The following is a 13,603-nucleotide window of genomic DNA, read 5'->3' as shown; positions in this document are numbered from 1 at the left end:
TCGAGCAGCTCCACGAGGTACAGCACCGCCACGAACCCCAGCGCGACGAACGCCGCGGCCTTGGGACGGGCCGGCAGGATGCGCTTCGCGGCGTCGACCGGCTTGTCGCCGCCGGCAGCGGGCGGCGGCGAGGTCGGCGGGGAGGGAGGCAGTGTGCTCACGACCTCAGGCTACGTCGCGGGCGAGCGGGCGGCCTCGGGAGAAATCCCTGAACTTCAGGCCCGGGACGCGGTCCGTGAAGGACTCCTTCCGGGAATCTGATTCCCTCAAGGAGTCCTTCACGGACAGTCAAAGGTCAGGCCCAGAGCTGACCGTCAAGCCGTTCTGCCGCTTCGTCCAGCGACCCGGAATACGCGCCGGTCGACAGATACTTCCACCCGGCGTCCGCGACCACGAAAGCCACGTCCGCCTTTTCGCCGCGGGCAGCGGCCTTCTCCGCGACCCCGAGAGCGGCGTGCAGCACCGCACCCGTGGAGATCCCGGCGAAAATGCCCTCGTGCTCCAGCAGCTCCCGCGTCCGCCGGAGAGCGTCGTACGCCCCCACCGAATAGCGTCCGTTGAGCACACTTTCGTCGTACAGCTCCGGCACGAACCCCTCGTCGAGGTTCCGCAAGCCGTAGACCAGCTCGCCGTACCGGGGCTCAGCCGCGATGACCTGGACGTCCGGCTTGGTCTCGTGCAGGTACCGGCCCACTCCCACCAGCGTCCCGGTCGTCCCGAGGCCGCCGACGAAATGCGTCAGCGTGGGCAGGTCCTTCAGCAGCTCAGGCCCGGTGCCGCGGTAGTGCGCGTCCGCGTTGGCCGGGTTGCCGTACTGGTACAGCATCACCCAGTCCGGATTCTGCTTCGCCAGCTCCTTGGCCCGCCGCACCGCCTCGTTCGAGCCGCCCGCGGCCGGCGAGAACACGACCCGCGCGCCGTACGCCTGCAGCAGCTGCTTGCGTTCGGCCGACGTGTTCTCCGGCATCACGCACACCAGGCCGTAACCCTTGAGCTTCGCGGCCATGGCCAGCGAAATCCCGGTGTTGCCCGAGGTCGGTTCGAGGATCGTGGACCCTCGGCGCAGGATGCCGTCCCGCTCCGCCGCCTCGATCATGGCCAGCGCGGGCCGGTCCTTGATCGAGCCGGTCGGGTTGCGGTCCTCGAGCTTCGCCCACAGCCGCACCTCGTCGGTCGGGGACAGCCGCGGCAGCCCGACCAGCGGCGTGCCGCCGAGGGCGTCGAGGAGGGAGTCGTAGCGAGTCACCGGCTCAGCGCGCGCCGCCCGCGACGGCGGGCAGGATGGTGAGGGTGTCGCCGTCCTTGACCTCGGCGTCGAGCCCGCCGGAGAAGCGCACGTCCTCGTCGTTGACGTAGACGTTGATGAAGCGGTGCAGCTTCTCTTCCTTGACCAGGCGCGCCTTCAGCCCGGCGTGCCGCGACTCGACGTCGTCGATGATCTCGAGGACGGTCTTGCCCGACGCCTCGACGGACTTCTCGCCGCCGGTGTGGGTGCGCAGGATGGTCGGGATGGACACGGTCACGGCCATGGTTTCTTACCTCCGGGTGGGTTCCTAACACGCTGACGCATCGGACGCCGCGCTTTATTCCGGGATCAGTCGATGATCTCGACCGGCTCCTCGGTGATCTCGGCGTCCACGATCCGGTACGAGCGGAACTCGTGCGAATCGGGCTCTCGGGTCGAGACGAGCACGTAGTGCGCGTCGGGTTCGGCGGCGATGTTCGCGTCGGTGCGCGACGGATAGGCCTCGGTCGCGGTGTGCGAGTGGTAGATGACCACCGGGACCTCGTCGTTCGCGTCCATCTCGCGGTAAAGCTTGAGCAGGTCGCCCGAGTCGAACTCGTAGAACGTCGGCGAGCGGGCCGCGTTCAGCATCGGGATGAACCGCTCGGGGCGGTCCGAACCGGCAGGACCGGCCACCACCCCGCACGCTTCGTCGGGGTGGTCACGGCGGGCGTGGGCGACGATCTCGTCGACGAGTTCACGGCGGATCCGGAGCACACGGACATCTTAGTTCGTGGACCGAACCAGTCCACACTGTGAGAGCTACCGCTCATCCGCAGGTCAGGGCACAATAGCGGGATGCCGGTGTCGTCGAAGGTCCGCGAACGCTGCCGTTCGTTCCTGGTCGAGGGCGACGTCGTCCAGTACGTGTTTCCCGCCACGTCGCTGATGGTGTCGATGATGGCCGCGCACCGGAACTTCGTCGTCGTGGTCACCGACCGGCACGTGACGGTCCTGGCCTGCAGCGCTTTCCGCCGGTGGAAGCCGGTCTCGGTGTGGGCGCAGCTGCCGAGGTCGACCGAACTGGGCCCGGTGGACCTGCATCCGTCGCTCGGGGCGACCGTGTCGTTCGGCGGCCTGGTGCTGGAGATCGAGGACGAGTACGTGGCCGCCGTGCGCGCCGCCGACCTCGAGCGGAGCGAGGACGCCCTCCCGCAGGACCCGTTCTGACCTCAGCCGAAAGCTTCCGGCCACACATCCCGGTAAGCAGGGACGCCAGCCGCTGAAGTCGCCGACAGCAGTCCGTGCACCATCGCTCGCGCGAACACCCGCGCAGCCGCCGCACAAAGCGCGTCCAGCGCGCCCGCTCGCGCCGCCGCCGCGAACGACCCGGGCTCCCCTGGCAGCTCCCGCGCACCTGTCGCCAGCGCGAACACGGTGTCGCCGTCGAACATCGAGTGCGCCGGACGCACCGCGCGCGCCAACCCGTCCTGCGCGGCGACCGTCAACCGGCGCGCCTCGGCCTTCGTCAACGCCGCATCGCAAGCCACTACACCGATCGTGGTGTTCAGATCGGTCCGCTGCCCGGGCACCTCGCCGGGACGGTCCGGCCAGCGGACGCCGAATTCGCCGTCTACTTCGTGATCAGCGGCAAAAGCCCGCCCGGTCGCGAAATCCACTGCCTGGCCCGCCGCGTTCACCGCGACGATCGCGCCGACCGTCACCTCGCCGACGACCTCGCTGGCCGTCCCGATGCCGCCCTTGAGCGAGCCGACGACCGCGCCCGAACCCGCGCCGACGGTGCCCATCGCGACCGCGTCCCCGGCTGCTTCGCAAGCGGCGTAACCGAAATCGGCGTCCGGCCGGTTGCCCCACGCACTGCGCGGCAGGTCGAACAGCACCGCCGCGGGCACGATCGGCACCACCTCATACGGTTGTGCGCCAACGGGAAACCCGAAATTCCGCTCGGACAGCCACCGCATCACGCCGTCCGCCGCCGCGAGCCCGTACGCGCTTCCGCCGGAGAGACAGACCGCGTTCACCTGCTGCACCAGGTTTTCCGGCTCCAGCAAGTTGGTTTCGCGTGTGCCGGGCGCGCCGCCGCGCTGATCGACCGCGCCGGTCGCTCCGTCCGGCACGAGCACGACAGTGGTTCCGCTGGCCCAGCCGTCGCCCAGCCGCTGGTGATGGCCTACGAGCACGCCGGGAACGTCGGTGATTTTCCCGCCGGTCAGCCGGTCAGCGCCTGGATCAGCGTCTCCTGCACCCATGTGAGCCAATGGTAGACGCCGAGATGGGGGGCACGGGGGTCGTCGTCGGGCAGCTCGTCGGGCATGTCCTCGGTGACGTCGAGCGCGGTGCCCAGCGCCAGCCGGACGTCGTTCAGCGCGCCGAGCCAGGCGTCGGCCTGCTCGAAGGTCAGCTTCACCGAACCGCCGTCGCGCGGCAGCGTGTCGAGCACGGTCTTCGCGACGCCGACCTTCTTCTCCAGCAGCTCCGGCTCGTGCAGCGAACGCATCGCCGCGGCCGAATCGAGGTCCTCGCGGCTCGGGTTGTCCGGGTCGAGCCGGTGGAAGTCCGGCAGCAGCCGCGACAGCACCGGGTCGTCCGGCGATTCGGCGGGTCCGGTGCGGATGCCGGTCAGCTCGGCCAGTTCGTCCTGCGGGGCCTCCTCGGCCCGCGCGGTGAGCATGTCCTCCAGCTGCCCGACCAGCCCGCGCAGCACCGCGGCTTCCTGCTGTTCGAACCCGGCGAGAATGGCGTCCCCCTTGCGCCGCCAGGCCTTCACGAGGGCTGTTCCATGGTCGCCCACAGGCCCGCGGCGTGCAGCTTCGCCACGTCGGTCTCCACCTTCTCCTTCGAACCCGACGACACGATCGCCCTGCCCTTGTTGTGCACGTCGAGCATGAGCTTCGTGGCGTGGTCCCGGCTGTAGCCGAACAGCTTCTGGAAGACGTACGTCACGTACGACATCAGGTTGACCGGATCGTTCCAGACGATCGTCCGCCAAGGCTGGTCGGATTCGGCCAGCTCGGCCCCGAGTGGATCGACCTGCGTCTGTTCGGATGCGACAGGCGTGGACATGCACACCATGGTGTCACGGGGCCGTCCCGGTACGCCGCGCCAGGTCCGTCCATGTGAGTGAATAGGGTGCTCCCATGGGTTCCCCCGAGCCGGTCACCAGCGCCAGCACGGCGCTGCTCACCGACCACTACGAGCTGACCATGCTGGCGAGCGCGCTCGCGGACGGGACGGCCGACCGGCCGTGCGTGTTCGAAGTCTTCGCGCGCCGGCTTCCCGACGGCCGCCGGTACGGCGTCGTCGCCGGCACCGCGCGCGTGCTCGACGCGATCGCCGAGTTCCGGTTCACCGACGCCGAACTGGCCATGCTGGAGCAGACCGCGGTCGTCGACGCGGAAACGCTGGCGTGGCTGGCCGACTACGAGTTCCGCGGCGACATCGACGGCTACCGCGAAGGCGACCTCTACTTCCCCGGTTCGCCGATCCTCACCGTGACCGGCAGTTTCGCCGAGGCGGTGGTGCTGGAAACGCTGGTGCTGTCGATCCTCAACCACGACAGCGCGATCGCGTCGGCGGCAGCGCGGATGTCCGGCGCGGCGCACGGCAGGCCGATCATCGAGATGGGCGGACGGCGCACGCACGAGTACGCCGCGGTCGCCGCCGCGCGCGCCGCCTACCTGGCCGGATTCGCCACCACGTCGAACCTCGAAGCGGGCCGCCGCTACGGGATCCCGACCCGCGGCACGGTCGCGCACGCGTTCATGCTGCTGCACGACAGCGAGGAAGCCGCGTTCCGCGCCCAGGTCAGCAAGATGGGCGCGGACACCACTCTCCTGGTGGACACCTACGACATCACCGCGGGCATCGAGGCGGCCGTGCGCGTCGCCGGTCCGGAGCTGGGCGCGATCCGGATCGACTCCGGCGACGTCGGCCCGCTCGCCCGCAAGGCCCGCGACCAGCTCGACGCGCTCGGCGCGAAGGACACCCGGATCGTGGTGTCCGGCGACCTCGACGAGCACGCGATCGCGGCGCTGCGCGCGGAGCCGGTGGACGCCTACGGCGTCGGCACGTCGGTGGTCACCGGATCCGGCGCACCGACCGCCGGGATGGTGTACAAACTGGTCGAGGTCGACGGCAGGCCGGTCGCGAAACGCAGTGCGCACAAGGAATCCCGCGGCGGGCGCAAGCACGCGCTGCGCCGGCACCGCGACACCGGGACCGCGGTCGAGGAAGTGGTCTGGACCGCCGCCAGCGGCCGCCCGGAACCCGGAGAGAACGATCTCGACCTGCAGATCCCCCTGGTGCGCGGTGGCGTGCCGATGGATGATTTGCCCACGCTGGACGACGCGCGTGCCCGCCTGCGGCGCGCGCAGGTGAGCCTGCCGTGGGAGGGCCTCAAGCTCTCGCACGGCGAGCCCGCGATACCGACGACTTTTCTGTAGGGAGCCGACCATGGGAACCGCGCTGATCGTGGTGGACGTGCAGAACGACTTCTGCGAGGGAGGCTCGCTCGGCCTGCCGGGCGGGGCGGCCGCCGCGACGGCCATCTCGCGGCGGATGGCCGACGGCGGCTACGCGCACATCGTCGCCACCCGCGACCACCACATCGACCCGGGCGACCACTTCAGCGACACGCCCGACTTCAACACCAGCTGGCCGCCGCACTGCATCGCGGGCACCGCGGGCGCGTCGTTCCACTCGGAACTGGACGTGGTGCCGGTCGAGGCAGTGTTCTCGAAGGGCGAGTACAGCGCCGCGTACTCCGGTTTCGAGGGCAAGTCCGGCGACGGCAAGACGCTCGAGGAATGGCTGCGCGCGCATGAAGTGACCGACGTCGACGTCGTCGGCATCGCCACCGACTTCTGCGTGCGCGCCACCGCCCTCGACGCCGCGGGCGCCGGGTTCAACGTGCACGTGCTGCTGGATCTGACCGTCGGCGGATCGCGGCCGACGGTGGACGCGACGCTGAAGGACTTCGACAAGGCAGGCGTCCGCTACACCGGCACGCCCGCCTTGCCGCCCGCCTGACGCGTCACTGCTTGGGCGCACCGCCCTTGCCGTACGGGTTGCACGCCGCGGTGCCGAGGTAGATGTCCCCGCTGGCCGGACCGCCTTGCGGGAACAGCTTCACGTGCACCGCGTGCGTGACCAGGCTGCCGTCGGCGGGCTGCGGCGTCACCGTCTCGTTGAGCGTGATCGTGGCCAGCGCCGTGCCCGCCGCGCCGCCGGGGATCGTGACGCGGTAGTTCGCCGGGATCGACGACGGCGCGGTGAAGCCGGAGACCTCGCCGATCGACATCGAACCGGTGCTGCCCGAATCCGTCGTGGTAGTGCAGCCGACCGAGTACGTGCGGACCTTCAGTTCAGGCCCGCCGTACCGGGTGAGCAGGTCGGATTCGAAGCGCTGGCCGCCGGTCCGCACCTGCGCGACCTGGCCTTGTCGCTCGCAGGTGGTGCCGCCGAAACCGAACACCGCGACGTCGCCCGCCGCGCCCCCGGTGGTACGCGCGGAAACCGGCCCGTCGGCGTCGCACCGGGCCAGTTCGCCGGTGACGACGTGCTGGTGGTCCACCAGGACGTCGAGGCTGCCCGCGGAACCCCAGCCGGTGGACGTCGGCGGATCGGCGTGCGCCACCGCGGGCACCGCCGCCAGGAAAACCCCGGTGACCAGCAAGATCCGTCCGCGCATTCGACTGCTCTCCCTTCGCCCGTGCTTCGACATCGGCAGCGCGGAGGGGGTCCCAAACGTCGACGGTCGCAGCTCACCCGGACGTGTGGCGGACGACAGGGGTGGTGAGGAACGCAACTTGTCTCGTTCCGTCGCCTCGCTCGACGATAACCTGCCCTGACGTCCGTTTTCCGTGGTTGGAGGTCCCGTGTCGTCACTGTCTCTCCCGGCCCGCCGTCAAGTGCTGGCCGACCTCGTGCCCGGCACTCTGGTGCGCGACCTGGCGCTCGTCGCCGGCGGGGCCGTGCTCACCGGCGCGGCCGCGCAACTGGTCATCCCGCTTCCCGGCACACCGGTGCCGATGACGGGCCAGACCTTCGCCGCGCTGCTCGTCGGCGCGACGCTCGGCATGCGCCGCGGCGCTGCCTCGCTGCTGCTGTACTTGCTCGTCGGCGCGGCCGGCGTGCCGTGGTTCCAGGGCGGAACCTCCGGGCTGTCCGGAGCCTCGGCCGGCTACATCGTCGGGTTCGTGTTCGCCGGCGCCCTCGTGGGCACCCTCGCCCGCCGCGGCGGCGACCGCACTCCGCTGCGCACGGCGGGGACCATGGTGCTCGGCAACGTCGCGATCTACGCCTTCGGCGTGCCGTGGCTGATGGCCGTCACCGGGTTCGATCTCGCCACCGCTTTCGACAAGGGCGTCACGCCGTTTCTCGTCGGTGACGTGCTGAAGACCGTGGTCGCGGCCGGGGTGCTGCCGCTCGCGTGGGCCGCGGTTTCGCGCTTCCGCAAGGAAGACTGAGCCGGAATTCCGGGAGCTTCGGTCCGGCGCGACGGGTCCGTTCGCGCCGGATCGAAGATCCTGTCGGGGCTGGCGGCTATCGTGTCTCGCTGTGCCCGCCCGAACCGATTTCCCCGGCGTCCTCGAACTCCTCACCCACGCGGTGGAGTCTGTCGGCGGCGCTGAACGCCCCGGCCAGGTGAAGATGGCCGACGCCGTCGGCCACGCCATCCGCACCGGCGAACACCTCGCCGTGCAAGCGGGAACGGGCACCGGCAAATCGCTGGCGTACCTGGTGCCCGCGATCCGGCACGCGGTGGAGAAAGACACCACCGTCGTCGTTTCCACCGCCACCATCGCGTTGCAGCGCCAGCTGGTCGACCGCGATCTCCCGCGCCTGGCGAAGGCGCTCAAGAAGCCGCTCGGGCGCGAACCGACCTTCGCGATCCTCAAGGGCCGCCGCAACTATCTCTGCCTGCACCGGCTCGACACCGGCCCGGCCGACGAACCCGACGACGCGCAGCTGTTCGACCCGTTCGCGGTGTCCCGGCTGGGCAAGGAAGTCACGCGGCTGCACGAGTGGACGTCGGACACCGAAACCGGCGACCGCGACGAGCTGGTGCCCGGCGTGTCCGACCAGGCGTGGCGGCAGGTTTCCGTCACCGCAAGGGAATGTCTCGGCGCCGCGAAGTGCCCGGTCGGCACCGATTGCTTCGCCGAACGCGCGCGAGCCGAGGCGGGCCGAGCCGATGTCGTGGTCACCAACCACGCGCTGCTGGCCATCGACGCGCTGCAGGGCTACCAGGTGCTGCCGGACCACGACCTGGTGATCATCGACGAGGCGCACGACCTGGTCGACCGGGTCACCTCGGTCGCGACCGGCGAGCTCACCAGCGCCATGGTGTCGGCCGCCGCGCGGCGCTGCGGAAAGCTGATCGACGCGGGAATCGCGGACCGGCTGCTGGAGTCCTCCGACGGGCTCGCGCTGATCCTCGACGACATCCCGGCCGGACGGCTCGACGCGCTGCCCCGGCCGTTGCAGGGCGCGATCCCGGCGGTGCGCGACGCGGCGAAGGAATGCCTCACCGCGCTGGGCTCGGATCGCAAGGAAGACGTCGGCGAGGCGACCGCGCGCAAACTGGCGCGGTCGCTGCTCGAAGAAGTGCACGACACCGCGGTGCGGCTGCTCGAGGCGTACGACGAAGATCTGGCGCACCAACGCGACGTCGTCTGGGTGACCGGCGACAAGTACTCCGCGAACCCGCGGCCGCCGGCGTTGAAGGTCGCGCCGCTGGGCGTCGCGGGATTGCTGCGGGAGCGGGTCTTCAATCAGCACACCACCGTGCTGACCTCGGCGACGCTGACGCTCGGCGGCGAATTCGACACCATGGCCCGGCAATGGGGTCTCCCGCCGAGCGGCGCGCGCGTGGTGAAGTCGCCGGGCACGGCCACCGACAAGGAAGCCCCGTCCGACGAGGACAACGGCCCGAAATGGACCGGACTGGACGTCGGATCGCCGTTCGACCACCGCCGCAACGGCATCCTCTATCTCGCCAAGCACCTGCCGCCGCCGGGAAGGGACGGGCTCGCCGAGTCCACAATGGACGAACTGGCCGGGCTGGTCGAAGCCGCCGGCGGCCGTACGCTGGGCCTGTTCTCCTCGATGCGCGCGGCGAAACAGGCCGCGGAGGCCATGCGGGAACGGCTCGACCACCCGATCCTCTGCCAGGGCGACGACGCCACGCCGTTGCTGGTGCGGCAGTTCGCCGAGGACGCGCGCACCTGTCTGTTCGGCACGCTCACGCTGTGGCAGGGCGTCGACGTGCCGGGTCCGTCGCTGCAGCTCGTGGTGGTGGACCGGATCCCGTTCCCCCGTCCGGACGATCCGGTGTTGTCCGCTCGCCAGCGCGCGGTGGAAGCCCGGGGCGGCAACGGATTTCTCACCGTGGCCGCGACGCACGCGGCGTTGCTGCTGGCACAGGGCACCGGACGGCTGCACCGCTCGGTCACCGACCGCGGCGTAGTGGCCGTGCTGGACTCCCGTCTGGCCACCGCGCGCTACGGCGGTTTCCTGCGCGCGTCGCTGCCGCCGTTCTGGCCGACGACAGATCCGCAGGTCGCGCGCGACGCACTGAAGCGACTCGACGCGGCCGCGCCCGCCTGACCGAGCGCGGCGGACGGGCGGGTACGGTGAGTGGAACGAACACGACAGGGAGCACCGTTGACCCAGGATTCGTCCAGCGCCCAATCCCGGACCGTCAGTGTTGACGACACCGGGGTTCGGCGCCGGCTCGCCGATGGCAGCGAAGAAGCTGTGACGTGGTCGGAGCTGCAATCCGTCATGGTGAGAGTCATCCCCGACGGCCCCTGGAACGAAGACGTCTTCTTCATGCTGGTCGGCAACGACGGCAAAGGCACCGCGGTCCCGAGCGGCGACCCGGCCGCGGACGCCCTCATCGAACGCCTCCAGACCCTGCCCGGCTTCGACAACGAGAAGTTCATCGAGGCGATGACCACGGACGCTGACCAGGCGTACGTGGTGTGGCAAAGCTGAGCTTGAGTCTGGTTTGAGCCGCGCCGGGGTTCGGCTGGCGCGTTCGCTGCCGGTGGCGGCGGGGAAAACCCTTGCTGGACAAGGGGCGCGGCGGCTTTGACGGGTGCGGCCAGAGCTGTTCGAGACCGTGCCGCAGTGGCTGCTTGGCACGGTTGTTCGGCGATCCTGGCACGAGGATCGCCTGCCGTCAGCTCTGCTTGGCCACCACCGCAGGAACCACCTGCTGCGGCAACTCGGCGGCCGTGCCAGGAGAACCGTCCGTTGCCACGGCAGCTGGACGATCCCGCCGCAGCGGCTCGGCGATCTCGCTACGAGACCAACCCGCCGCTCCTGCTCGGCGAGCCCACCGTGGGAACCGCCCCGTCGCAACTCCGCGGCCCCACCCCGACCAACCACTCGCCCGCCGGGGCAACTCGGCGACACACAGCTACCGCAACTCCGCAGCCCCACCCCGACCAACCACTCGCCCGCCGCGGCAACTCGGCGAACGCCCGTCCACCGCACCTTGGCGATCCCGCCAGACGAACCGCCCGAGGCGCAGCAACTCGGCTGTCCGCCCCCAAGCATCCACCCGCTGCGGCTCAAGCGGTCGGGAAGGTCTCCGTCACCGGAATGCCCTTCTTCAACGTCCGGCTCACCGTGCACAGCCGCTCGATCGCCCGGTCCACCGCGCCCGCCAGGTCCGCCCGCTGACCCTCGTCGAGCGCGGACACATCGACGTCGAACGCGACGTGCACCGCGTCCAGTTCCGACGCACCTTCGCGCCGGTCGGCCGTCACGGAGACCCGGAACTTCGAATCCTCGCCCACCCGTCGCGTGATCAGCTGCTCCGCCGTCACCGCAGAGCAGCCCGCGGCCGCGATCTGCAGCAGTTCCGCCGGGGAGAACGCGCCCTCCGCACCAGCCCGGCCCACCCGCACTTCCGCGCCGCGCTCGTTGCGGCCGACGAAACTGTGCGTGCCTTCGCGCTGTACTTCCAAGGTCATCCGAGACGCCTTTCCACCCGTTGGGTCACTGCATTGGCCCAACCGCGCGAGTCACGCCGATGTTCCGGGCTGCTGCGCGAGCACGGTGATCGTGCCGGGGTCGACCTCGGTGAAACCCGCGTCGCGGACGGCGATCACGCGGTTGTCACGCCAGCCCGCCTCCGGGTCCTCGACCGGGCACAGCTCCTTCCACCGGGCCGGGCTGGGCGTGCGGACCGCGACCCGGTAGTCCCTCGCCGCCCACGCCGCCAGTTCGTCATCCGGCAGCAGCGACGCGAGGATCATCGTGGCGTGCCCGACCTGCGCGGACGCCTTGCCGACGGTCATCGGGACGTCCGGGTTCAGCATCAGCAGCGGGACGTCGGCCGGGGCCGGGCCGGGGGTGTCGGCGGGCAGTTCGCTGCCGGAGATCTGCAGCCGCGAGACCTCTTTCGGGGTCTCCTTGACCAGCCCGGGCACGAGCGCCCGCGCCTGCGCGCCGTCGACTTCGATGGTGATTCCCGGCTGGTCGAGCACCGCCTGCCAGTGCGTGCCGCGAGCCCGGCGCGCGACCTTCCGGATGCGGTTGTCGAGCCACGCGTGGACCGGCTCGGCCCATTCGCCGCCGGGCTGGGCGCGTTCGTCCAGGCAGACCGCCAGCGCCGCCGCGGCCGCCGCTTCGAGGAGCGCGGTGCGGCCCGGCGGTTCGGCGCGTTCGATCCGCAGGATGATCGGCATCGCGCGGACCTCGTCCGGGTTCTCGTCGGATGTGTCCGACGTGTCCTCGGCGGGGAGGCCGAGCCACGAGGCGTAGCGGCTGCGCAGCGGTTCGAGCAGAGGGTTCACGGGCGGACCAGTTCGAGTCCGTCGGCCGCGTCGGCCGCCTCGACCTCGGCGCGCGTGACGCCGAGGACGAACAGCACCGCGTCGAGGTACGGGTGCGACAGCGCGGTGTCGGCGACCTCCCGCAGCGCGGGCTTGGCGTTGAACGCGACACCCATGCCGGCCGCGGCGAGCATGTCGATGTCGTTGGCCCCGTCGCCGACCGCGACGCACGCGCCCAGCGGGATCCCGTACTCGCCCGCGAACCGTCGCAGCGCCGTGGCCTTGCCCGCGCGGTCCACGATGTCGCCGACGACGCGGCCGGTGAGCTTGCCGTCCACGACTTCCAGTTCGTTGGCCGCGGCGAAATCGAGGCCGAGGTCGTCCACGAGATGGTCGATGACCTGGGTAAACCCGCCGGACACGACACCGCAGCGGAAGCCCATGCGCTTGAGCGTGCGGACGGTCGTGCGGGCCCCCGGCGTCAGCTCGAGTTTCTCCGCGACCTCGTCCATCACGCTCGCGGGCAGTCCGGCCAGCAGCGACACGCGCCGCTCCAGCGACTCGGCGAAGTTCAGCTCGCCGCGCATCGCGGCCTCGGTGATCTCGCGGACCTGCTCCTCGACGCCGGCGTACGCGCCGAGCATCTCGATGACCTCGCCCTGCACGAGCGTGGAATCGACGTCGAAGACCACCAGCCGCTTCGCCCGGCGCGTGATGCCCGCGCGCTCGACGGCGACGTCGATGTTGGCCTCGGACGCCGCGTCGGCCAGCGTGGACCGGAGTTCCGCGTCCGTCTCGTCGGTGTCTTCGCGCACCGAGACGTACAGCTCGAGCCCGGTCACCGGGTAGTCCGCGACGCTGCGGATCGAATCGATGTTCGCCCCGACGCCCGCCAGCCGCCGCGCGACCTCGGAGAACGCCCGCGCGGTCACCGGACGCCCGAGCAAGACGAGCACGTGCGACGAATCGCGCCGGCCGAGCGCGAACGGATCTTCGCCGATCGCGTCGCCGATCCGAACCTCGACCTCCATGCCGACAGTCGCCATCGCCTGCTCGACGGACTCCTGAAGCCCCTCCGGGTCGCGGTAGACGCCAGCGAGCACGCCGAGCACGAGCTGCCCTCGGATGACCACCTGCTCGATGTCGAGCACGTCCACGTCGTGCCGGGTGAGCACGGCGAACAGCACGGACGAGACCCCGGGCTTGTCCGGACCGGTCGTGGTGATGAGGACGGGAGTCTGGCTCACTGGTTCGGTATCCCTCGTTCGTCTCGGCACCGACGCTTAGGCCACGGCGAGTCGGCACGCCCAGTCTGGCCTCCCGCGGCGGCGGGCAGAACGCCCCCGTGCCGCGCTTCACACCGCTGGCACCACTAACGGGCGATGAGAGCCGCTGCGACGGGCTGGGACGAGGTCGGGCGTGTCCCGCGAGGCCTCGCGCGAGCGTCGGCAGAGGGGCGGCACGGGCCCGCTGAGGGGTCTCAGGCGAAGGCTGGCGGCGCGGTCCGGGTGCGTGTGCCGGTTAGAACCGCTCACCGCGCTCTGCCCCGGCTCAGCGGGTCCAGCCA

16 protein-coding genes are annotated in these 13,603 nt (G+C 70.8%); 6 read left to right on the top strand and 10 right to left on the bottom strand.

Annotated features, from left to right (window positions below):
- Positions 1-295: 295 nt before the first annotated feature.
- From H5411_RS22855 to H5411_RS22845, 3 genes are all read right to left on the bottom strand, one after another.
- Positions 296-1,246 (bottom strand): PLP-dependent cysteine synthase family protein, encoded by a 951-nt coding sequence (locus H5411_RS22855; RefSeq protein ID WP_183124963.1) that lies wholly within the window; start codon positions 1,244-1,246, stop codon positions 296-298.
- 4 nt (positions 1,247-1,250) lie between these two features.
- Positions 1,251-1,529 (bottom strand): MoaD/ThiS family protein, encoded by a 279-nt coding sequence (locus tag H5411_RS22850; RefSeq protein WP_009082495.1) that lies wholly within the window; start codon positions 1,527-1,529, stop codon positions 1,251-1,253.
- A 65-nt stretch (positions 1,530-1,594) separates the two neighbouring features.
- The gene (locus H5411_RS22845) at positions 1,595-2,002 is read right to left on the bottom strand and encodes a M67 family metallopeptidase (RefSeq protein WP_009082496.1); all 408 of its coding nucleotides are present in this window, start codon (positions 2,000-2,002) and stop codon (positions 1,595-1,597) included.
- Positions 2,003-2,083: 81 nt separating this feature from the next.
- On the opposite strand from H5411_RS22845, the gene H5411_RS22840 reads away from it, so the two are divergent.
- Positions 2,084-2,455 carry a hypothetical protein gene (locus tag H5411_RS22840; protein WP_101438109.1) on the top strand — a complete coding sequence of 124 codons (372 nt, stop codon included), beginning with the start codon at positions 2,084-2,086 and terminating at the stop codon, positions 2,453-2,455.
- Between the two features lie 2 nt (positions 2,456-2,457).
- On the opposite strand, the gene H5411_RS22835 is transcribed toward H5411_RS22840, so the two are convergent.
- Genes H5411_RS22835 through clpS form a run of 3 tightly spaced genes read right to left on the bottom strand, consistent with a single transcriptional unit; the run spans position 2,458 to position 4,309 of the window.
- The gene (locus H5411_RS22835; protein ID WP_183124962.1) at positions 2,458-3,495 is read right to left on the bottom strand and encodes a P1 family peptidase; all 1,038 of its coding nucleotides are present in this window, start codon (positions 3,493-3,495) and stop codon (positions 2,458-2,460) included.
- Complete coding sequence (locus H5411_RS22830) at positions 3,456-4,013, bottom strand: DUF2017 domain-containing protein (protein WP_101438107.1); 558 nt, start codon at positions 4,011-4,013, stop codon at positions 3,456-3,458. Before H5411_RS22830 ends, H5411_RS22835 begins: the two co-directional genes overlap by 40 nt.
- Complete coding sequence (gene clpS, locus H5411_RS22825) at positions 4,010-4,309, bottom strand: ATP-dependent Clp protease adapter ClpS (protein WP_037718267.1); 300 nt, start codon at positions 4,307-4,309, stop codon at positions 4,010-4,012. The genes H5411_RS22830 and clpS overlap by 4 nt, the downstream gene beginning before the upstream one ends.
- 74 nt (positions 4,310-4,383) lie before the next feature.
- Here clpS and H5411_RS22820 point away from each other — a divergent pair, with 74 nt between their 5' ends.
- Positions 4,384-5,688 carry a nicotinate phosphoribosyltransferase gene (locus H5411_RS22820; protein WP_101438106.1) on the top strand — a complete coding sequence of 435 codons (1,305 nt, stop codon included), beginning with the start codon at positions 4,384-4,386 and terminating at the stop codon, positions 5,686-5,688.
- 10 nt (positions 5,689-5,698) lie between these two features.
- Positions 5,699-6,274, top strand: coding sequence for an isochorismatase family protein (locus H5411_RS22815; RefSeq protein ID WP_101438105.1), 576 nt, complete (start codon positions 5,699-5,701; stop codon positions 6,272-6,274).
- 4 nt (positions 6,275-6,278) lie between these two features.
- Here the strand turns inward: H5411_RS22815 and H5411_RS22810 are convergent, their stop codons facing one another.
- Positions 6,279-6,935 carry a hypothetical protein gene (locus H5411_RS22810; protein ID WP_183124961.1) on the bottom strand — a complete coding sequence of 219 codons (657 nt, stop codon included), beginning with the start codon at positions 6,933-6,935 and terminating at the stop codon, positions 6,279-6,281.
- A gap of 187 nt (positions 6,936-7,122) precedes the next feature.
- Between H5411_RS22810 and H5411_RS22805 the strand changes: the two genes are divergently transcribed.
- From H5411_RS22805 to H5411_RS49815, 3 genes are all read left to right on the top strand, one after another.
- Positions 7,123-7,713, top strand: a complete 591-nt coding sequence (locus H5411_RS22805; protein ID WP_101438103.1) for a biotin transporter BioY — start codon at positions 7,123-7,125, stop codon at positions 7,711-7,713.
- Positions 7,714-7,804: 91 nt separating this feature from the next.
- Complete coding sequence (locus H5411_RS22800; protein WP_101438102.1) at positions 7,805-9,856, top strand: ATP-dependent DNA helicase; 2,052 nt, start codon at positions 7,805-7,807, stop codon at positions 9,854-9,856.
- Between the two features lie 57 nt (positions 9,857-9,913).
- A complete protein-coding gene (locus H5411_RS49815; protein WP_009082506.1) occupies positions 9,914-10,246 on the top strand; it encodes a hypothetical protein in 333 nt (110 codons plus the stop codon).
- A 581-nt stretch (positions 10,247-10,827) separates the two neighbouring features.
- On the opposite strand, the gene H5411_RS22790 is transcribed toward H5411_RS49815, so the two are convergent.
- The 3 genes from H5411_RS22790 to serB are packed head-to-tail and all read right to left on the bottom strand — an operon-like array spanning position 10,828 to position 13,283.
- Positions 10,828-11,232, bottom strand: a complete 405-nt coding sequence (locus H5411_RS22790; RefSeq protein WP_101438101.1) for an OsmC family protein — start codon at positions 11,230-11,232, stop codon at positions 10,828-10,830.
- Positions 11,233-11,283: 51 nt separating this feature from the next.
- Positions 11,284-12,057: a peptidyl-tRNA hydrolase gene (locus H5411_RS22785; RefSeq protein ID WP_101438100.1), complete on the bottom strand. Its 774-nt coding sequence runs from the start codon at positions 12,055-12,057 to the stop codon at positions 11,284-11,286.
- Positions 12,054-13,283: a phosphoserine phosphatase SerB gene (gene serB, locus H5411_RS22780; RefSeq protein ID WP_101438099.1), complete on the bottom strand. Its 1,230-nt coding sequence runs from the start codon at positions 13,281-13,283 to the stop codon at positions 12,054-12,056. Before serB ends, H5411_RS22785 begins: the two co-directional genes overlap by 4 nt.
- Positions 13,284-13,603 lie beyond the last annotated feature (320 nt).

The sequence above is a fragment of the Amycolatopsis echigonensis genome (assembly GCF_014174495.1).
GTDB classification, from domain to species: domain Bacteria; phylum Actinomycetota; class Actinomycetes; order Mycobacteriales; family Pseudonocardiaceae; genus Amycolatopsis; species Amycolatopsis echigonensis.
Note: the sequence above shows the minus strand (reverse complement) of the source record. Positions and strands in the feature narration are given on the sequence as shown.